The sequence below is a fragment of the Mycobacterium sp. Aquia_216 genome (genome assembly GCF_026723865.1).
In the GTDB taxonomy this organism is placed as follows: domain Bacteria; phylum Actinomycetota; class Actinomycetes; order Mycobacteriales; family Mycobacteriaceae; genus Mycobacterium.
Window position 1 is genome coordinate 2,864,108 of sequence record NZ_CP113529.1, and the last position, 22,028, is coordinate 2,886,135.

General features: G+C 66.5%; 6 protein-coding genes and 1 riboswitch. Of the genes, 5 read left to right on the forward strand and 1 reads right to left on the reverse strand.

The genetic code is table 11. From position 1 onward, the window contains the following. The first annotated feature begins 30 nt into the window (after positions 1-30). Together OK015_RS13440 and OK015_RS13445 are read left to right on the forward strand one after the other, a co-directional pair. On the forward strand, positions 31-10,302 hold the full coding sequence (locus OK015_RS13440) for a non-ribosomal peptide synthetase (RefSeq protein ID WP_268132133.1): 10,272 nt from the start codon (positions 31-33) through the stop codon (positions 10,300-10,302). Continuing rightward, a complete protein-coding gene (locus OK015_RS13445) occupies positions 10,302-17,972 on the forward strand; it encodes a non-ribosomal peptide synthetase (RefSeq protein ID WP_268132136.1) in 7,671 nt (2,556 codons plus the stop codon). The genes OK015_RS13440 and OK015_RS13445 overlap by 1 nt, the downstream gene beginning before the upstream one ends. A 29-nt stretch (positions 17,973-18,001) precedes the next feature. On the opposite strand, the gene OK015_RS13450 is transcribed toward OK015_RS13445, so the two are convergent. Further along, a complete protein-coding gene (locus OK015_RS13450) occupies positions 18,002-18,880 on the reverse strand; it encodes a glycosyltransferase (RefSeq protein WP_268132138.1) in 879 nt (292 codons plus the stop codon). Between the two features lie 328 nt (positions 18,881-19,208). Here OK015_RS13450 and OK015_RS13455 point away from each other — a divergent pair, with 328 nt between their 5' ends. The 3 genes from OK015_RS13455 (at position 19,209) to OK015_RS13465 (ending at position 21,824) form a co-directional block, all read left to right on the forward strand. Next, entirely contained in the window at positions 19,209-19,784 is a 576-nt protein-coding gene (locus tag OK015_RS13455; RefSeq protein ID WP_268132139.1) for a carboxymuconolactone decarboxylase family protein, read from the forward strand. Between the two features lie 39 nt (positions 19,785-19,823). After that, a complete protein-coding gene (locus tag OK015_RS13460; protein ID WP_268132141.1) occupies positions 19,824-20,948 on the forward strand; it encodes an NAD(P)H-dependent flavin oxidoreductase in 1,125 nt (374 codons plus the stop codon). Between the two features lie 174 nt (positions 20,949-21,122). Further along, positions 21,123-21,292, forward strand: a riboswitch (M-box (ykoK) riboswitch). Positions 21,293-21,581: 289 nt separating this feature from the next. Further along, positions 21,582-21,824, forward strand: coding sequence for an Rv1535 family protein (locus OK015_RS13465; protein WP_268132143.1), 243 nt, complete (start codon positions 21,582-21,584; stop codon positions 21,822-21,824). The last annotated feature ends 204 nt before the right edge of the window (positions 21,825-22,028 follow it).

Consider the following 22,028-nt stretch of genomic DNA (forward strand, 5'->3'; position numbering starts at 1 on the left):
GGGACTCGGGTGGAGCTTTGGGGGACTCACATGGAAAGTGGTGAGCGGGCACATCCGCTGACACGGGGGCAGCTCGATATTTGGCTCTCGCAGGAAACCGGTTTCGCGGGTACCGAGTGGCAGCTTGGCCTTATGGTGTCGATCGAAGGCACCGTCGATCGCGATTTGCTGCAGCAGGCAATCCGGCAAGTGGTTGCGGAGGCCGAGCCGGGCAGGGCCGCGTTCTTCGAAGCCGGCGGTCACGTTTCCCAAAAGGCTGTCGAGTATCCGGATACAGAGCTGGGCTTTTATGATTTCCGGGGCTCCGACGATCCGGTGCGAACGGCCCGCGAAACGGCGTCGTCAATTCAGCGCACGCCAATGCCATTCTCGGGTCCGCTTTTTACATTTGTGTTATTTCAAACACAAGACGAACAATTCTATTTGTTCGCTTGCTGCCACCACATCGCCGTGGACGGCATGGGCATGGCGCTGGTGGCTCGCCGGGTCGCCACCGTCTATACAGCGCTTGTCGCCGGTCAACCGGTACCTGACCCGTACTTCGGTTCGTTGCAGGACCTGATCGACTGCGAGCAAGGCTACGAGGCCTCCGTCGACTATCGAGACGACCGGGCCTATTGGCAGGAGCACCTGCCCACCGACACCGGATTCAATTATCGGTTGCCCCAGGCCACCGTCGAGCGTGACCCGTATCTGACTTCCGCGTCGGTTCAGTTGGACCCGGCAGTGGTGAGCCGAATGCAACAGCTGACGAAACAGTTGCGGGTTCGTCGGTATTCGGCCATTACCGCCGCCTGCGCGCTGTTGGTGCGCGGCTGGTCTGGCAATGCTTCCGAGGTGACGCTCGACTTCCCGGTCAGTCGCCGGGTAACGCCGGAGTCGAAGACACTCCCCGCGATGCTCGCCGGAGTTGTTCCACTTGTGTTGTCGACTTCCCCTGAGGCGACGGTCGCCGATTTTGTCGCCCACGTCGACACGCGAATTCGGGAGCTGTTGCAACATCAGCGTTTCCCGGTGCACGCCCTCGAGGGTGAGGGTGGCGCCCGGCAGGGCGCGAATCGCGTGGGCGTCAACTTCATCCCGTCCCGCCTGACTCTGAACCTCGCGGGTGCACCCGCAACCGCGACATATACAAACCACGGCCCGGTGGGACACTTCGGATTCTTCTTCATCGGTGCCGGTGACCAGCTCTTCCTGAGCACCGCCGGTCCCGGGCAGCCCTTTGCGAATTTCGATGTCGCCGACTTGGCGGCGAATTTGCAGCGGGTGCTGTTGGCGATGGTCGAGGACCCCACGGCGACATTGTCGTCGATCGAGGCCGTGGACGCCGATGACGCGGCTCGCCTCGACGAGGTCGGTAACCGGGCCGTCCTGACCGAGTTCGCACCCGCGAAGGTGTCGATTCCGGCGGTATTCGCCGAACACGTGGAGCAGACCCCCGAGGCAGTGGCGGTGACCTTCGAGGGCCGACCCACGACCTACCGGGAACTCGATGAGGCCGCCAACCGATTGGCGCACCTCCTCGTCGACGAGGGAGTTGGCCCGGGCCACTGTGTGGCGCTTCAGTTTTCCCGTTCGGCCGACGCAATCATCGCGATCCTGGCGGTCTTGAAGACCGGAGCGGCATACCTGCCGATCGACCCCGCACTGCCCGCGGCGCGCACGGAGTTCATGCTTGCCGACGCCGCGCCGACGGCCGCGGTGACCACCGCAGACCTGCGGTCGCGGTTGGACGGACAGGATCTGGTGGTCATCGACGTCGCCGATCCCCGCATCGCGGCCCAGCCCAGCACGGCACTGCCGACACCGGACCCGGACAACATCGCCCATATCATTTACACATCCGGCACCACCGGCACACCCAAAGGTGTTGCCGTCACTCATCACAACGTCACGCAACTGTTCGCGCGCTTCGATGCCGGCCTGCCACGCACGGGCGTCTGGTCGCAGTGCCACTCGCTGGCCTTCGATTTCTCGGTGTGGGAAATTTGGGCGGCCCTGCTCGGGGGCAGGCGCTTGGTGGTTGTGCCCGAATCGGTGACCCGCTCACCGGAAGACTTCCACGCATTGCTCGTCGGCGAACACGTCAGCGTGCTCACCCAGACGCCTTCCGCGGTCGGGATGCTCTCACCCGAGGGCTTGGAAACGGCCGCGTTGGTGGTGGCGGGCGAGGCCTGCCCGGCCGAGGTCATGGATCAGTGGGCGCCCGGGCGAGTGATGGTCAACGGGTACGGCCCCACCGAGACCACGGTGTGTGTGGCGATCAGTGCCCCGCTGGTGGCGGGATCGGGCGTGGTGCCGATCGGCTCGCCGGTCCCGGGCGCCGCGTTGTTCGTGCTGGACAGGTGGCTGAAGCCGGTGCCGCCCGGCGTCGTCGGCGAGTTGTACGTGGCCGGTGCCGGTGTGGCGTGCGGATATGTGCGCCGGGCCGGCTTGACCTCGTCGCGCTTTGTGGCATGCCCGTTCGGGCAGCCGGGGGAGCGGATGTACCGCACCGGGGACCTGGTCTCGTGGGGCGATGATGGACAACTGCTCTACCTGGGTCGTGCCGACGAGCAGGTCAAGATCCGCGGGTATCGCATCGAGCTGGGCGAGGTGCAAGCAGCCCTGGCCGCGCTGGACGATGTCAAGCAGGCAGCGGTTATCGCCCGCGAGGACCGTCCCGGCGACAAGCGCCTGGTCGGCTATGTCACCGGCGCGGTCGACCCCGCCGCGGCGCGGGCCACGCTGGCCGAGCGGTTGCCCGCGTACATGGTGCCGGCCGCGGTGGTCGTCTTGGAGGCACTGCCCCTGACCCCCAACGGCAAGCTGGACACCCGCGCCCTGCCGGCACCCGAATACCACAACGTCGGCGGCGCGTACCGTGCCCCGACGACCGCGGTCGAAGAGGTCCTGGCCGGTATCTACGCCGAAATCCTGGGTCTCGAACGGGTCGGGATCGATGACTCGTTCTTCGACCTGGGCGGCGACAGCATCTTGTCGATGCAGGTGGTGGCGCGGGCCCGGGCGGCCGGCGTGCTGCTGCGTCCCCGTGACATCTTCGTCGAGCAGTCCGTGGCCCGGCTGGCCCAGGTCGCCAGTGTGACCACCGGTGAGATCGGTGCGGTCGACGAGGGCCTTGGGGAGGTCGTGGCCACGCCGATCATCCGCTGGCTGCAAGACATCGAGGGTCCGGTCGAGCAGTTCAACCAGTCGATGGTGGTGCAGGCTCCCGCCGGGGCGACGGAAGCCGACGTCGCGGTGGTGCTGCAGGCCTTGGTGGATCGGCATGCCACCCTGCGGATGCGGGCCGACGACGACGGTGCCGGCGGCTGGTCGCTGTGGGTGCCCGAAGTCGAGTCGCTGGAGGCCGCTGGTCTGGTGCACTCGGTCGACGTCTTGTCCGACGAGGCGCTCGTCGAAGCGCGGTCGCGGCTGAACCCGGCCACCGGGGCGATGCTCAGCGCGCTGTGGGTCACCTCGACCTCCCAACTGGCGTTGATCATTCACCACCTGGCCGTCGATGGCGTGTCGTGGCGAATCTTGTTGGAAGACTTGAACATTGCCTGGGCCCAGCATCACAGCGGGCAAGAGGTGGAGTTGCCGGCGCCCGGCACGTCGTTCGCCCGGTGGTCGGCACTGCTCGAGGAGCATGCTCGCGACGCGGCCGTCGTCCAGCAGGCCGACGCCTGGCGGCGGGTGGCGGCCACCCCGGCCGTGTTGCCGGCGGTCCAGCCGGCGGTGGATACCCAGGCCAGCGCCGGACGGTTGTCGGTGGACCTGGATGTCGACACCACCCGGCTGCTGTTGGGAGAGGTCCCGGCCGCGTTTCACGCTGGGGTGCAAGACATTCTGTTGATCGCGTTCGGGTTGGCCTGGGCGGAATTTCTGGGCACCCCCGGGACGCCGCTCGGCATCGATGTCGAGGGCCACGGGCGCCACGAGGAGCTGACTCCGTACGTGGACCTGTCGCGCACGGTCGGGTGGTTCACCACGAAGTATCCCGTGTCGCTGACCGTGGGCGGGCTGGACTGGGCGCGGGTGACCGCCGGTGACCCGGCACTCGGCCCGGTCATCAAAGACGTCAAGGAGCAGCTGCGCGCCCTGCCCGACGGACTGACCTACGGCCTGCTGCGGTATCTGAACCCCGAGGTGGACCTGGCCGGAACCGATCCGGCGATCGGTTTCAACTACTTGGGCCGCATGGGCGCCTCGGCAGCCGAGCTCTCCGAGGACCTGTGGCGAGTCAGCCAGGAAAGCCTCGCCCTGGCCGGTGCGGCCGCGGCGATCCCGATGCCGCTGGCACACACCGTGGAGCTCAACGCCGGCACGGTCGACAGCGAAGCCGGTCCGCACCTGCACGCCAACTGGACCTGGGCACCTTCAGCGCTCGACGACAGCCAGATCAACCGGCTCAGCCAATTGTGGTTCGACGCCCTGGCCGGGATTTGCGCGCATGTCCGCCGCGGTGGCGGCGGCCTGACACCGTCCGACGTCGCCCCGGCGCGTCTGAGCCAGCAGCAAATCGACGATCTGTCCCGGCAGATCCGGATCGCCGATGTGCTCCCGCTGACCCCCGTGCAGCAGGGACTGTTGTTCCACACCGCGCTCGCGGAGGGCTCGGGCGACGATTTGTACGCGGTGCAACTGGGCATCACGGTGACCGGCCCGCTCGACCAGAAGCGGCTGCGCGAGGCCGTGCAGGCGGTCGTCAACCGCCACCCCAACTTGGCGGCGCGGTTCTGCCAGCAGTTCGACGAGCCGATTCAGATCATTCCGGCCGATCCCGTCATAGCGTGGCAGTACGTCGAAATGGCCGGCGGGGACGCCGAAGTCGATGAGCGGGTGCAACGGCTGTGCGCCGACGAACGCGCCGCCGTCTGCGACATCGCCGACCAGCCGGCGTTCCGGGTGGCTTTGATCCGCACCGCAGACAACCGGCATCGGCTTGTCCTGACCATCCACCACATCGTCATCGATGGCTGGTCGCTGCCGATCCTGCTGCAGGAGATCTTCACGCTCTATTACGGGCAGCGATTGCCCGCCGCCCCGGCCTATCGCAATTTTGTCACCTGGCTGGGCGAACAGGACCGCGACGCCGCCCAGGCGGCGTGGGCCGAAGTGCTGGCCGGCTTCGACACGCCCACCCTGGTCAGTCCGCCCGGCCAGGCGGCGGAGCGCGGGGTCGAGTCGTACCGGGTACCGGCCGACACGACCCAGGCCCTCACCGAGCTGGCCCGCTCGAACCACACCACCGTCAGCAATGTGTTGCAGGCGGCATGGGCGCAGGTGCTGATGTGGCTGACCGGCCATCAGGACGTCGCCTTCGGCACCGCGGTCTCCGGCCGGCCCAGCGAGTTGGTAGGCGCGGAAGCGCTGGTGGGACTGTTGATCAACACGATTCCGGTGCGGGCCCACGCCACCGCGACGACCACCATCGCCGACTTGATGGCCCAGCTGCAACGCGCCCACAACGACACCCTCGAGTACGACCACCTGGCGCTGCGCGATATCCACCGGGTGACCGGTCACGACCAGCTGTTCGACACTCTTTTCCTCTACGAGAACTACCCGGTCGACACCGGCGCGCTGTTGGGCGTCCACGAGTTGGCCATCACCGACTTCAGCAGTCGCGAATTCAATCACTACCCGCTTTCGGTGGTGGTGACGCCGGGCCACGAACTGAGCCTGCGCGTCGAATTCGACAGCCAGGTGTTCGACGTGGCTACCGTCGACTCGCTGATCGAGCGGTTGCGGCGGGTGTTGGTCACGATGACCACCGATCCCACGCGACGGCTGTCGGCGATCGATCTGCTTGACGACGATGAGCATTCCCGGCTCGAGGAGTGGGGCAACCGTGCGGTGCTGACGCAGCCCGCGAGCGCGCCGGTGTCGATTCCTGAACTGTTCGCCGCACAGGTCGCACGCGCTCCGGAGGCGGTGGCGGTCAACTGCGGCGAGGGGTCGTGGACGTACCGCGAGCTCGACGAGGCCGCAAATCGATTGGCGCACTTGCTATCCGATCGCGGCGCCGGCCCGGGCGAACGAGTAGCGGTGCTGCTCAACCGATCCGCCGAAGCGATCGTGTCGCTGCTGGCAGTGTTGAAGACCGGGGCGGCTTACTTGCCGATGGATCCCGCGCATCCAACGGCGCGGATGGAGTTCATGCTGTCCGACTCCGCGCCGATCGCCGCTGTCACCAGCGCGGACCTGCGTCCGCGGCTGGAGGGGGTCGACCTGCAGGTCATCGACATCGACGACCCGGCCGTCGCCGCTGCCCCCAACACCGCATTGCCGACACCCGCGGCCGACCACGTTGCGTACATCATCTACACCTCGGGCACCACGGGTAAGCCCAAGGGCGTGGCCGTCACCCATCGAAACGTGACCCAGTTGCTCGAGTCCCTCGACGCTGAGATGGAGCTGGGACAGGTGTGGACGCAGTGCCACTCCCTGGCCTTCGACTACTCGGTGTGGGAGATCTGGGGCGCGTTGCTGCACGGCGGCCGGGTGGTCGTGGTGCCCGACTCCGTGGTCCGCTCACCGGAAGACCTGCACGCCTTACTGGTCAGCGAACAAGTCAGCGTCTTGAGCCAGACTCCTTCGGCGTTCTACGCGCTGCAAGCCGCCGACGCGCTGGCGCCCGAGCTGGGACAACAGCTGAAGCTTCAGACCGTGGTGTTCGGCGGCGAAGCGCTTGAGCCGCAACGTCTTCAGCCGTGGTTGCACAACCACCCGGGACTGCCACGCATGATCAACATGTACGGCATCACCGAGACGACCGTGCACGCCTCGTTCCGGGAGATCGTCGACGCCGACGTCGACAGCAACAACAGCCCCATCGGGGTGCCGCTGGCTCATCTCGCCTTCTTCGTGCTGGACGGCTGGCTGCGGCCCGTCGCGCCCGGCGTGGTCGGTGAGTTGTATGTGGCCGGCGCCGGTGTCGCGAGCGGATATGTCGGCCGCCCGGACCTGACGACGACCCGGTTCGTCGCTTGCCCGTTCGGTGGGCCCGGATCGCGGATGTATCGCACCGGGGACCTGGTGTCCTGGGGTACCGACGGACAGCTGCGGTACATGGGACGCGCCGACAAGCAGGTCAAGATCCGCGGCTACCGCATCGAACTCGGTGAGATCCAGGCGGCGCTGGCCGGTGTGGACGGGGTATCGCAGGCGGCGGTGATCGCTCGCGAGGATCGCCCCGGCGACAAGCGTCTGGTCGGCTACGTCACCGGAACCGCGGACCCGACCGAGATCCGCAGCCAGCTGGCCGAGCGACTCCCGACGTACATGGTGCCGGTCGCGGTGGTGGTGCTGGACGCGCTGCCGTTGACGGTCAACGGAAAGCTCGACACCCGCGCCCTGCCCGCGCCGGAATACTCCGACGTCGACAGTTACCGCGCCCCGACCGATGCGATCGAGGAGATCTTGGCCGGGGTCTACGCCCAGGTGCTGGGCGTCGAGCGGGTCGGTGTCGACGACTCGTTCTTTGACTTGGGCGGCGACAGCATCTTGTCGATGCAGGTGGTGGCCCGGGCCCGGGCGGCCGGCGTATTGTGCCGTCCGCGTGACATTTTCGTTGAGCAGACCGTGGCGCGGCTGGCACGGGTGGCCCGAATGGGTGCCGAGGGCGATGGTGCGGTCGATGAGGGTCTGGGCGAGGTCGTCGCCACCCCGATCATTCGCTGGCTGCAGGACACCGACGGCCCGGTCGAGCAGTTCAACCAGACGATGGTGGTGCAGGCTCCCGACGGGGTGACCGAAGCCGATGCGGCAATCGTGCTGCAGGCCTTGGTGGATCGGCACGCCATGTTGCGGCTGCGCGTCGACGACGACGGCGCCGGTGGTTGGTCGTTGTGGGTGCCCGAGGTCGGCGCGGTGGATGCCACTGCGCTGCTGCAGTCGGTCGACGTGTTGTCGGATGACGCGCTCGTCGAGTCGCGGTCGCGGTTGAGCCTGGCCGCCGGTGTGATGCTCAGCGCGCTGTGGGTCAACTCCACGTCCCAGTTGGTGTTGATCATTCACCATCTGGCTGTCGATGGTGTGTCGTGGCGAATCCTGTTGGAAGACCTGAACATTGCCTGGGCCCAGCATCACAGCGGGCAAGAGGTGGCGTTGCCGGCACCCGGGACGTCGTTCGCCCGGTGGTCGTCGATGCTGGATGCGCACGCGCGCGTGCCAGAGGTCGTAGCCCAGGCCGAGGCGTGGCGGCAGGTGGCCGCCGTGCCTGCCGCGCTGCCGGCGGTGCAGCCGACGACGGACACATTTGCCACGGCCGGACAACTGTCGGTCGGGCTGGACGTCGAGACGACCCGGCTGCTGTTGGGTGAGGTGCCGGCGGCGTTTCACGCTGGGGTGCAAGACATTCTGTTGATCGCGTTCGGGTTGGCCTGGGCGGAGTTCCTGGGGACCGGAGGCTCGCCGATCGGTATCGATGTCGAGGGGCATGGCCGTCACGAGGAATTGGCGGCCGATGTCGACTTGTCGCGGACGGTGGGGTGGTTCACCACCAAGTACCCGGTGGCGCTGGCCGTCGGTGAGCTCGGCTGGACGCAGGTGGTGGCCGGTGATTCGGCGCTGGGGCCGGTGATCAAGGACGCGAAGGAACAGCTGCGCGGCCTGCCCGATCCGCTGACCTACGGTCTGCTGCGGTACCTGAACCCCGACGTCGACCTGGACGGATCCGACCCGGCCATCGGCTTCAACTACCTGGGCCGTCTGGGCGCGGGCGCGACCGATCTCTCCGGTGACCTGTGGCAGGTCTCCCAGGACGACTTGCCGGCCGTGGCGGCAGCAACAGCCGTCGCTATGCCGCTGGCACACACCGTCGAACTCAACGCCGGCACGATGGACACCGAGGATGGCCCGCAGCTGCAGGCCAACTGGACGTGGGCGTCGTCGGCACTCGATCAGGCCCAGGCCAATCGGTTGAGCCAGCTATGGTTCGACGCGCTGTCGGGCATCTGCGCGCACGTGCGCGATGGTGGCGGAGGCTTGACGCCGTCCGACCTGGCGCCCGCGCGTATCAGCCAGCAGCAAATCGACGAACTGCAGCAAACCGATCAAATCGCTGATGTGTTGCCGCTCACCCCGCTTCAGCAGGGCCTGTTCTTCCACGCCAGTACCGCAGAGGACCTCGGCGTCAGCGGCGACGACCTGTATGCGGTGCAGCTGGACATCACCATCACCGGTGCCGTCGACCAGGACCGGCTGCGCGATGCGGTGCACACCGTCGTCACCCGGCACCCGCACCTGGTGGCACGCTTCAGCGGTGACTTCGACGAGCCGCTGCAGATTCTGCCGGCTGAACCCGAATTGACTTGGCAGTACCTCGAATTGGACGAAGGCGACGTCGACGAGCAGGTTGAGCAGGTGTCCGCTGCCGAGCGTGCTGCCGTCTGCGATCTCGTCGACAAGCCGGCCTTCCGGGCGGCATTGCTGCGCACCGCGGAAGATCAGTATCGGTTCGTGCTGACCAATCACCACATCGTTCTGGACGGCTGGTCGAAACCGCTTCTGCTGCAAGAGATTTTCGCCAGCTACTACGGACACCGGCTGCCTGCAGCCGTGTCGTATCGCAAGTTTGTCACCTGGCTGGCCGGTCAGGATCGCAGTGCGGCCCGGGCGGCGTGGCGTGAGGTGTTCGACGGCTTCGACACCCCGACGCTGGTTGGTCCGCCGCAGCGGATGGGGCTTGGGGCGCGGGGCGTCGAAGAGTTCCAGGTGTCCGCGGAGACCACGCTCGCTCTGAGCGAGCTGGCCCGTTCCTGCCGGACCACCGTCAGCACGGTACTGCAGGCCGCGTGGGCGCAGCTGCTGATGCGGATGACCGGTCAACCGGATGTCGCCTTCGGCACCGCGGTTTCGGGACGGCCGACGGACCTGCCCGGCGCGGAATCCATTGTGGGGCTGATGATCAACACGGTGCCGATCCGGGCCAACATCAACTCGGCCACCACCATCGAGGACTTGCTCGGCCAACTGCAAAGCTCTTACACCGACACGCTCGAACACCAGTATTTGGGGTTGAACGAAATTCACCGAATCACCGGGCACGACCAGCTCTTTGACACCATGTTCGTCTACGAGAACTACCCGATCGACACCGCGGCGTTGTCGGGCGTTCAGGATCTGTCGATCACCAGGTTCACCAACCGCGAATACAACCACTACCCGCTTTCGGTGCAAGCCGTGCCGGGTCACGAGCTGGGCCTTCGCGTCGAGTACGACACGGACGTGTTCGACAAGGCCAGCATCGAAACGTTGGTCGAGCGGCTGCGGCGGGTGCTGGTGGCCATGACCGACGATGCAGGGGACGAGTAATGGCCGACCCAAAACGGCGGCTCTTATCGATTGACCTCCTGGACGAGGGTGAGACCGCGCGGTTGGACGACTGGGGCAACCGCGCGGTGTTGACCCGGCCGGTGGCGGGGGCGTCGATTCCGGAGTTGTTCGCCGCGCAGGTCGCCAGTGCCCCCGATGCCGTGGCGCTGGTTTGCGGGGACCGGTCGTGGACCTACCGTGAGCTCGACGAGACAGCGGAGCGGTTGGCGCGGGTGCTGACCGGTCATGGCGCGGGCCCGGGTGAGTCTGTGGCGCTGCTGTTTTCGCGGTCGGCTGAGGCGATCGTGTCGATGGTCGCGGTGCTCAAAGCCGGAGCGGCCTACCTGCCGATCGACCCCGCATTGCCTGACGCGCGAGTCGAATTCATGCTCGGCGATGCCACCCCGGTCGCGGCGGTCACGACCGCGAGCCTGCGCTCCCGGTTGGACGGGGCCGATCTGGTCGTGGTCGACTTCGCCGACCCGGGCGACGACCCCGGCACCGAATTGTCGGCTCCGGCGCCGGAGGACCTGGCGTACATGATCTACACCTCTGGGACGACCGGGGTGCCCAAGGGTGTGGCGATCACCCACCAGAATGCGACATCGCTACTGGAAAAGTTGCACTCGAGCGTGCCACCCGGCCCGGGACAGGTTTGGTCCCAATGGCATTCGTACAGCTTCGACGTCTCGGTGTGGGAGATCTTCGGCGCCCTGCTTCATGGCGGACGGCTGGTGATCGTCCCCGAAACAGTGGCCAGTTCACCGGAGGATCTGCACTCTCTGCTGGTCACCGAAAAGGTGAGCGTCCTCTGCCAAACCCCTTCTGCGGCAGCGATGTTGTCGTCAGAGGGCTTGGAGTCGACGGTGGTGTTCGTCGCCGGGGAGGCGCTCCCTTCCGAGGTGGTGGATCGGTGGGCGCCGGGGCGGGTGTTGATCGACGCCTATGGCCCGACCGAGGGCACCATCTATGCGGCGATGAGTGCTCCGTTGACGCCGGGGGCGGCGGCGCCGATCGGTGTACCGGTGCCGGGTGCGGCGCTGTTCGTCTTGGACAAGTGGTTGCGGCCCACCCTCGAGGGTGTGACCGGCGAGCTGTACATCGCCGGTCGTGGGGTGGCGTGCGGCTACGTGCGCCGGACTCCGCTGACCGCGTCGCGGTTTGTCGCGTGCCCGTTCGGTGGGCCCGGGGCGCGGATGTATCGCACCGGTGACCTCGTGCGCTGGGGTGCCGACGGCCAGTTGCAATACCTGGGGCGGGCCGACGAGCAGGTCAAGATCCGCGGCTACCGCATCGAATTGGGCGAGGTACAAGCGGCTTTGGCCGCTCTCGACGGGGTTCAGGCCGCGGCGGTGATCGCCCGCGAGGATCGCCCCGGCGACAAGCGACTGGTCGGTTACGTCACCGTCACCGCAGATGTTGACACCGCGCAGATGCGCAGCGCGCTGGCCGAGCGGTTGCCGGCCTACATGGTCCCGTCGGCGGTCGTCGTGCTCGACACGCTGCCGCTGACCGTCAACGGCAAGCTCGACAAGCGCGCCCTGCCCGCACCTGAATACGCCGGCGGCGGCGAATACCGCGCTCCGTCCGACGCGGTCGAGGAGATCTTGGCCGGGATTTACGCCCAGGTGCTGGGCGTCGAGCGGGTCGGCGTGGATGACTCCTTCTTCGATCTCGGCGGCGACAGCATCCTGTCGATGCAGGTGGCGGCCCGAGCGCGGGCCGCCGGCGTATTGTGCCGTCCCCGTGACATTTTCGTCGAGCAGACCGTCGCACGGTTGGCCCGCGTGGCCACCATGACCGACGGGGCCGACGGCGTCGTCGATGAGGGCATCGGGGAAGTGGTGGCCACCCCGATCATCCGCTGGCTGCAAGGCGTGGTGGGTCCCGTCGAGCAGTTCAACCAAACGATGGTGGTGCAGGCACCGGCCGGCGTGACCGAGGCCGACGTGGCACCGGTGCTGCAATCGTTGGTGGATCGGCATGCCACTTTGCGGTTGCGCGTCGAGGACGACGACGCGGGTGAGTGGTCGCTTCAGGTGCCCGAAGTCGGGACCGTGGATGCCGCCGGTCTGCTGCAGTCGGTCGACGTATTGTCCGATGACGCGCTTGTCGAGGCACGGTCGCGGTTGAACCCGGCCGCCGGGACGATGCTCAGCGCGTTGTGGGTCGGCTCCACGTCGCAGTTGGTGTTGATCATTCATCACCTGGCTGTCGATGGCGTGTCGTGGCGAATTTTGTTGGAAGACTTGAACATTGCGTGGGCCCAGCATCACAGCGGACAGCCGCTGGAGCTGCCCCCGGGCGGCACGTCGTTTGCCCGCTGGTCGTCGCTGCTCGAGGAGTACGCGCAGCGCCCCGAGGTGGCGGAGCACGCCGAGGCATGGCGGCGGGTCGCATCCGTCCCGGCCGCTTTGCCGGCCGTCCGCCCCGAGGTGGACACCTACGTCAGCGCCGAGCAGTTATCTGCCGAGCTCGACGTCGAGACCACCCGGCTGCTGTTGGGTGAGGTGCCGGCGGCGTTTCACGCAGGGGTGCAAGACATTCTGTTGATCGCGTTCGGGTTGGCCTGGGCGGAGTTCCTGGGGGCCGGCGGCTCGCCGATCGGCATCGGCGTCGAGGGGCACGGACGCCACGAAGAACTGGCTCCCAACATCGACTTGTCGCGCACTGTCGGGTGGTTCACCACCAAGTACCCAGTGTCGCTGGCCCTGGGCGGTCTGGACTGGGCGCAAGTGGTCTCCGGTGACACCGCGCTCGGGCCGGTAATCAAGGACGCCAAGGAACAGCTGCGCGGCCTGCCCGATCCGCTGACCTACGGCCTGCTGCGCTACTCCAACAACGAGGTGGACCTGCACGGCAACGATCCGACGATCGGGTTCAACTACCTGGGCCGCCTGGGCGCAGGCACCGCGGCCGAGCTCTCCGGTGATCTCTGGCGGATCTCCGAAGAAGGCTTGTCGCTGGCCGGCGCGGCCACCGCGGTGCCGCTGCCACTCATGCACACCGTCGACCTCAACGCCGGCACCATGGACACCGAGGCGGGCCCGCACCTACACGCCAGCTGGACGTGGGCGCCCTCGGCGCTGGACGGCGAGCAGATCGGCCGGCTGAGCCGGCTCTGGTTCGAGGCGCTGGCGGGCATCTGCGCGCACGTGCGCAACGGCGGGGGCGGCTTGACGCCGTCCGACCTCGCGCCCGCACGGCTGAGTCAAAAGCAGCTTGACCAACTCGACCAGCAGTACCATCTCGCCGACGTATTGCCGCTGACCCCCGTGCAGCAGGGTCTGCTGTTTCACGCCAGTGTTGCCCAGGGCGGCGACAACGGCGACGACGTCTACGCGGTGCAGCTGGGCATCACCGTGGCCGGTGCCATCGAGCCACAGCGGCTGCGCGAGGCGGTGCAAACGGTGGTCAACCGGCACCCCAACCTGGCGGCTCGGTTCAGCGCACAGTTCGACGAGCCGGTGCAGGTCATTCCCGCCGAGCCCGTCATGGCCTGGCGCTACATCCAGCTCGACAGCGACGAAGCAGACCACGACGAGCAGATCGAGCAGCTCTGCGCCGACGAACGCGACGCGGTCAGCGACCTGCTCGGGCGGCCGGCCTTCCGCGCGGCGTTGATCCGGATCGCGGAGAACAAGCACCGGTTCGTGCTCACCAACCATCACATCGTGATGGACGGATGGTCGCTGCCGATCCTGCTGCGCGAAATCTTCGCCAGCTACTACGGGGAGCGCCTGCCCGCCCCCGCGTCGTATCGCAGCATTCTCACCTGGCTCGCGGCACAGGACCGCGGCGCGGCCCAGGCCGCCTGGCGCCGGATGTTCGAAGGTTTCGACAACCCGACCCTGGTCGGCCCCGCGACCCGAATGGGGCTCGGGCGGCGACGCGTCGATTCGTATCGGGTGTCCGCCGAGACCACCCGGGAGCTGAGCACGCTGGCCCGCTCCTGCCACACCACCGTCAACACGGTGCTGCAGGCCGGGTGGGCGCAGCTCCTGATGTGGCTGACCGGGCAACGCGACGTCGCATTCGGCACCGCGGTCTCGGGACGGCCACCCGAAGTGTTGGGCTCGGAATCGATTGTGGGCCTGTTGATTAACACCGTTGCGGTGCGGGCGAACACCACCGTGACCACCACCATCGCCGACCTACTCGACCAGCTACAGACCGCGCACAACAACAGGCTCGAGCACGAGCACCTGGGCCTGTCCGACATTCACCGCGCCACCGGCCACGACCAGTTGTTCGACACTCTCTTCCTCTACGAGAACTACCCGATCGACACGAACGTGCCGGTGGGCGTCCACGAGCTGGCCATCACCGACGTCACCAACCGCGAATACAACCACTACCCGCTGTCCGTGATGGCCTTGCCGGGCCACGAATTGGGCATCCGCGTCGAGTACGACACCGACGTGTTCGACCCAGCCAGCATCGAAACGCTGGTGGAGCGATTCAAGCGGGTGCTGGTGGCCATGACCGCCGACCCCACCCAGCGGTTGTCGTCGATGGACGTGCTGGATGCCGGTGAGCATGCCCGCCTGGACGAGTGGGGCAACCGTGCCGTGCTGACCCAGCCGGCGGTGGGCACGACGATCCCGCAGATGTTTGCCGCGCAGGTGGCGCGCACCCCGGACGGCGTGGCGCTGGTCGACGGCGAGCGGTCGTGGACCTACCGCGAACTCGATGAGGCGGCCGAGCGGTTGGCCCGGGTGTTGGTCAGCCACGGGGCGCGTCCGGGTGAGTGTGTGGCACTACTGTTTTCGCGGTCGGCCGAGGCGATCGTGGCGATGTTGGCGGTACTCAAGTCCGGCGCGGCATATCTGCCGATCGACCCGGCGATGCCCGACGCACGGCTGGAGTTCATGCTCGGTGACGCCACACCGGTCGCCGCGGTCACCAACGCGATCATGCGGTCGCGGTTCGACGGGGCCGATCTTGCGGTCATCGACGTCGACGACCCCGAGCTCAGCGCCCCTTCGGACATCACTTTCCCGGTGGCGACTCCGGAGGATCTGGCGTACCTGATCTACACCTCGGGTACGACTGGGATGCCCAAGGGTGTGGCGATCACTCACCACAACGCGACGTCGCTACTCGAGTCGCCGGACCCTGGCGCCCCCACCGGGCCGGGGAAGGTGTGGTCGCAATGGCACTCCTATAGCTTCGACGTCTCGGTGTGGGAGATCTTCAACGCCCTGCTGCACGGTTCGCGGCTGGTCGTGGTGCCCGAGTCGGCCGCGGCGTCCGCTCACGAACTGCGCGACTTGCTGGTCACCGAAAAAGTGACCGTGGTGGGCCAAACCCCGTCGGCGCTGGCAATGTTGCCGGGTGAGGGGTTGGAGTCCACGACGTTGGTGATGGCCGGGGAGGCCTGCCCGAATGAAGTGGTGGATCAGTGGGCGCCCGGACGGGTGATGATCAACGCCTACGGTCCGACCGAGGCCACCATCTATGCCGCGATCAGTGCGCCAATGACGGCTGGCGGGGGCGCGCCGATCGGTGTGCCGGTGCCGGGTGCGGCGTTGTTCGTACTGGACAAGTGGCTGCGGCCGGCGCCCGAGGGTGTGGTCGGCGAGTTGTACATCGCCGGCCGTGGTGTGGCGGTTGGCTATATGCGCCGCGCCGGCTTGACCGCGTCGCGGTTCGTGGCGTGCCCGTTCGGTGGGCCCGGCGCGCGGATGTACCGCACCGGTGACCTGGTGCGCTGGGGTGCCGACGGCCAGTTGCAATACCTGGGGCGGGCCGACGAGCAGGTCAAGATCCGCGGCTACCGCATCGAACTCGGTGAGGTTCAGGCGGCGTTGGCCGCCCTGGATGGAGTGCAGGCCGCGGCCGTGGTCGCCCGCGAGGATCGTCCGGGTGACAAGCGGCTGGTGGGTTATGTGACCGTCACCGGCGATGTGGATGTGGACACGAGCCAGATGCGTAATGCGCTGGCCGAGGGGTTGCCGCCCTACATGGTTCCCTCCGCGGTGGTCGTGCTCGACACGTTGCCGCGGACCGTGAACGGCAAACTCGACAAACGTGCGCTCCCCGCACCCGAATACCAGAGTGCTGTCCGCTATACGCCGCCGGCGACACCCACCGAGGAGATCGTGGCCGGGATCTACGGCCAGGTGCTGGGCTTGGAGCGGGTCGGCGTCGAGAACTCCTTCTTCGACTTGGGCGGCGATTCGCTGTCGGCGATGCGCGTGGTTGCCGCGATCAACACGGCGTTCGACGGCAACCTATCGGTGCGCACGCTGTTCGAAGCGCCTTCGGTGCGAACCATGAGTCAGCGGTTGGACAGCGACGACGACTTGGACGAGACGGATGCCAACGGACCGAGTTACGTTGCCGTGCACGGCCGCGACACCGAAGGGCTCCGGGCCAGCGACCTCAAGCTGGACAAGTTCATCGACGAGACGACGCTGAACACCGCTCCCACGCTGCCGGGCCCGAGTGCCGAGGCGCGCACGGTGTTGTTGACCGGGGCGACCGGCTTCTTGGGGCGCTATCTGGCCCTGGAGTGGCTCAAGCAACTGAAGCGGGTCGACGGCAAGCTGATCTGCCTGGTGCGAGCCAGCTCTGATCAGGAGGCGTGGCGCCGATTGGAGAAGACGTTCGACAGTGGCGACCCCCGACTGGTGGACCATTTCCACGAGTTGGCAGCCGATCATCTCGAGGTCGTCGCCGGCGACAAGGGCGAAGCCAACCTGGGTCTCGACGAGCAGACCTGGCAACGGCTGGCCGACTCCGTCGATCTGATCGTCGACTCGGCCGCCGTGGTCAACGGTGTGCTGCCCTACCGAGAACTGTTCGGACCCAACGTCGTTGGTACGGCCGAACTGATCCGGTTCGCGCTGACCACCAGAGTCAAGCCCTACGCGTACGTATCGACCTCGGATCTCGGTCGCCAAATCGAGCCGTCGTTGTTCACCGAGGACGCCGACATCCGGGTCATTAGCCCCACTCGTGTCCTCGACGGTAGCTACGCCAATGGCTACGGCAACAGCAAGTGGGCCGGCGAGGTGCTGTTGCGGGAAGCCAATGAGCTGTTCGGGCTTCCGGTTTCGGTGTTCCGCAGCGACATGATTTTGTCCGACACCAGTTATGCGGGTCAGTTCAACGTGACGGATGTGGTGACCCGGATGATTCTGAGCCTGGTGGCCACCGGAGTCGCGCCCGGCTCGTTCTACCGGCGCGACGAGAACGGCAACCGGCAACGGGCGCACTTCGACGGGCTTCCCGTCGAATTCGTCGCCGAGGCGATCGCCACGCTGGGCGCCCAAGTGGTCGACGGGTTTGAGACGTATCACGTGATGAACCCGCACGACGACGGCATCGGTATCGACACCTACGTCGACTGGCTGATCGAGTCCGGCTATCCGATCCAGCGTATCGACGACTTCGGGGAGTGGGTGCGGCAGTTCGAGGCCGGCCTGCGTGCCCTGCCGGATCGCCAGCGCCAGCACTCGGTGCTGCAGATGCTGCAGCTGATGTTGCACAATCCCGAGCAAATACAGCCCCTGGAGCCGACCCGCGGGTCGTTCGCGCCTACGGATCGTTTCCGTGCCGCGGTGCAGGAAGCGAAAATCGGCCCGGACAACGACATTCCGCACATCTCCGCGCCGGTCATCATCAAATACGTGACCGACTTGCAGCTGGTGGGACTGCTCTAGTCGATATTCCGATTGCCAACTGCCATAAGCTAGTTGGCGACAGCTCCGGTGGATTCGGCCAACCTGCGTAGGAGGTCCCGCAGCCTCGCCAAGGTGAATTTCTGCCCGTCCGCGTCATAGAAGAACCGCATCGTACGGAACGGGTAATACAGCAGCAGTAACGTGGCAATCGTCGTGTGCGCCGTCGGGCTCTTGATGCCGTGAAGTTGGGTCGTCCGCATGTAACGCGTGGCATACCGGTAGAAATCCCGCGGTGAGGACTCCACCCTCCGGCCAGAGATGGCGGCGACCATGGTCGGCTCGTAGGAAATCTCGAAATTGCTTTTGAACAGCGTCAGCGCGAGGTCGATATCTTCGTGCAGGCGCACTTCCGGGTCCAGCTGCGTCAGATTCCGGACCCCCTTCCACGCCGTGGCGCGGATTGCCATGTTGCAGCCAAGAAGAAACCGTTCGCTTTTGACGTGATTGTGCAGGTGGTAGCGAAGCGTGGAATCGACCCAGAAAAGAAACCCCCGCAACGGCAAGTCGTAAATGGCGATCGGACCACTCGCGGCGTCGATCTGGGGGTCCTGGAAGTAGCGGCGAACCTTCTCCACCCAGTCCGGCGGAATGATCGTATCGGCGTCGATACGGCCAAAGACGTCGCACCGCGCGTGTTCGAACCCGAGGTCGCGGGTGGGCGCGAGGCCTTGGTAGGCGCTTTGGTCGAGTAGCCGAATGTCCAGGTACGGTGTCTCGGCTTGATATCTGCGCACAATCGATGCGGTGTCGTCAGTCGACTTGTTGTTGACGACGATTATTTCGTCCGGCGCCGAGCTTTGGTTGATGCACGATTCCAGGCATTTTCCGATGAACCGTTCTTCGTTATAAGCGGGAATGACGATCGTGACCGAGGGCTGTTGCGCCATGGCTTACACACCAATCTGCGGACGTGAGGGGACCGCCAGCGCCTGAGTGCCTGTCGCAGCGGCCTGGCCCGAATTCAGCTGTGGGGGCTTGCAATTCATTGCGCCCTTTTCTTTAGACGGTAATTGCCAGGGCGGCCGGGCGTCGGGGTGAACAGCCGCTTTTTCGCGGAACGTTCATCGGCGGACGTCTGTCGTTCAACACGTGTCTATCTGCTCCTGGCCGGGGGTTCGATATTTGCCCGCTGCGCCACGAAAAGCCTGTTTAGTGCTGACTACGATTACCGGTGAACGCGAAGACGTTGCGCCAGTAGACCGGAGTGCTCACACGATGACAACAGCCCGCGTGCCCGGACTGCCGCTCGGCGAGGCCAAGGCCGCCGCCGATGAGGCGGCCGTCCCCGACTACATGGCCGAGCTCAGCATCTTCCAGGTGTTGCTGAACCATCCGCAGCTGGCGCGCGCCGTCAACGACCTGCTCGCCACCATGCTGTGGCACGGTTCGCTGGACGCCCGGCTACGTGAACTGGTGATCATGCGGATCGGCTGGCTCACCGCATGCGAATACGAATGGACGCAACACTGGCGCGTCGCTACCGGTTTAGGTGTGACGGCCGACGACCTGCTCGGTGTGCGGGAGTGGCAACAACACGACGGATTCGGGCCCGCCGAGCGCGCGGTGCTGGCGGCCACCGACGACGTGGTGCGCGACGGTGCGGTCAGTAGCCAGAGCTGGGCGGCGTGCGAACGCGAATTGCAAAGCGACAAAACGATTCTCGTTGAGCTCGTCACGGCGATCAGTGCATGGCGAATGGTCGCTTCGATTCTGCAGAGCCTCGATGTCCCGCTGGAGGACGGGGTGGCGGGTTGGCCGCCCGACGGGCGTGGACCCGCGACGGGTGACTAGTTGATTGCCATGTCAGGCAATAACTCATAGCGTCGTGGAATGCGGACCAGAGTCGCCGAGATGCTTGGTGTGGAGTTCCCGATATGCGCCTTCAGCCACTGCCGCGACGTCGTCGCCGCGGTCACCAATGCGGGCGGGTTCGGAATCCTCGGTGCCGTCGCGCACAGCCCGCAGCGGCTGCAGAACGAGCTGACCTGGATCGAGGAACAGACCGGGGGCAAACCGTACGGGGTCGACCTGCTCCTACCGCCGAAATACGTCGGGGCCGAGCAAGGTGGAATCGATGCGAAGCAGGTCAGGGAGCTGCTCCCGGAGGAGCACCGCGCGTTCGTCGAGGACTTGCTCGCCCGCTATGGCATAACGACGCCGGCCGCACCGCCGCGTCCGTCCGGCGGCGGTCTCAATGTCTCGCCCAAGGGCTATGAGCCGCTACTGGAAGTGACTTTTGCACACGACATCCGGTTGATCGCCAGTGCGCTCGGCCCGCCGCCGGCCGACCTCGTCGAACGCGCACACGGACGCGGCGTGCTGGTGGCCGCGCTGGCCGGCACCACCGAGCACGCGCGACGGCACGCCGCGGCCGGGGTCGACCTGATCGTGGCGCAGGGGACCGAAGCGGGCGGCCACACGGGTGAGGTGGCGACAATGGTCCTGGTTCCCGAAGTCGTCGACGCGGTCGCACCGGTCCCGGTACTGGCGGCGGGCGGGATCGCCCGCGGACGCCAGATCGCGGCGGCGCTGGCCCTGGGCGCCGAGGGCGTGTGGTGTGGCTCGGTCTGGCTGACCACCGAGGAAGCCGAGACGGACCCGGTCGTCAAGGACAAGTTCCTGGCCGCAAGCTCCTCCGACACCGTGCGATCGCGGTCTATGACGGGCAAGCCGGCGCGGATGCTGCGGACCGCCTGGACCGACGAATGGGAACGCCCGGAAAACCCGGCGCCACTCGGCATGCCGTTGCAGACCACTCTGGTCACCGAACCGCAGGTGCGCATCAACCAGGCCGCCGCTCATCCCGGCGCCAAGGCCCGTGAGCTGGCAACCTATTTCGTCGGCCAGGTGGTCGGTTCGCTCGACCGGGTACGGCCGACCCGTGCGGTCGTGCTCGAAATGATCGAGGAATTCGTCGACACCATCGGGCGGCTCGAGAACTTGGCCGATAACTGACCCGCGCCGGGCCCGTGCGGTTTGGCGTACGTACATGGGCGTGTAAACCCCACACCGCCGCATTTTCGTAGGTCAGCGAGCCAGAGCCTGGGCGAAAGCTGTGAAGCGCCTAAAAGTTGCGCGACACGGGTCAGATCACATTGACCGGGCTGGGCCCCTCATGCAGTATTTACGACAGCACCTCGTTAGGTGAGGCGGCTACACGAACACAGGCCACTGACCCCGAACGTCGAAAGACGCCCCGGGTCAGGACAGCTCCTCCCGGCTTAAGGGTTGAGTCCAAGTGGCTTCCGGAGTTCCGGACACGTCGTGTGGTGCCAAAGCTCTGACGAGAGGGGTGCGGATTTCCGGCGGTCGCCGGATTCTGAACTCCTTTCGGTGCGCGCAATGGGCGCGGGTAACCGCACGCGTCGTGGCTGTAGAGGAGGTGAGGGACGCATGAGTTCCAGTGGCAGTCCGGATGGATATCCGGGGCACGCTCCGTCCCAATCCGACCTCCGGCCCGACGCCTTGAGCTAGCAGACCGCACACGAATCGACTTACCGCTCAAGCGTTCTCGGATCGGAACCGTTACGGGACGGGACACCTCAAAGTCCAGTCATAACCCGTTTGCAATTCCGGTAGGAGACGATCATGACCGCAGTACTCTTCGACGAAGTAGTTGCCGTAGCGCCCGCCCGCAACCTGCGCGTGGTGCGTGACACCACCCCCACGCAGGCCCCCGCGCCCAAGAAGGCCGCCCGGCCCGCCGACGCCGTGCCGTTCGGCCTCGGCCACGACCCGATCGTCGACGGGGTTGCGATCCTGTTGGCCTACCCGGTGCGCCACGTTTACGCGGCCCTGTTGCGTGTTGGAGTGCTCGAGGTCAAGGCGTGAGCTCGCCTTGCCTACCGCGAGACTGCATCTGCCGACGTTCCGACTCGGTGCTTGCGTCGGCAGTTGCGGTCTCGCGGTAAAGTGGAGCGGCATTGATCCGGCCATCACCGGGGAGCCTTCGGAAGAACAGCCCGCTCCGCGATCGGGGCAGCCCAGTAGACCCGAACGGGTAGGCCCGTCACAGCCTCAATCGAGCGGCCACGC

Excerpts from the sequence above, each read along its gene's own strand:
- OK015_RS13440 (WP_268132133.1), top strand. The coding sequence starts at position 31 with ATGGAAAGTGGTGAGCGGGCACATCCGCTGACACGGGGGCAGCTCGAT.
- OK015_RS13445 (WP_268132136.1), top strand. The coding sequence starts at position 10,302 with ATGGCCGACCCAAAACGGCGGCTCTTATCGATTGACCTCCTGGACGAG.
- OK015_RS13450 (WP_268132138.1), bottom strand. The coding sequence starts at position 18,880 with ATGGCGCAACAGCCCTCGGTCACGATCGTCATTCCCGCTTATAACGAA.
- OK015_RS13455 (WP_268132139.1), top strand. The coding sequence starts at position 19,209 with ATGACAACAGCCCGCGTGCCCGGACTGCCGCTCGGCGAGGCCAAGGCC.
- OK015_RS13460 (WP_268132141.1), top strand. The coding sequence starts at position 19,824 with ATGCGGACCAGAGTCGCCGAGATGCTTGGTGTGGAGTTCCCGATATGC.
- OK015_RS13465 (WP_268132143.1), top strand. The coding sequence starts at position 21,582 with ATGACCGCAGTACTCTTCGACGAAGTAGTTGCCGTAGCGCCCGCCCGC.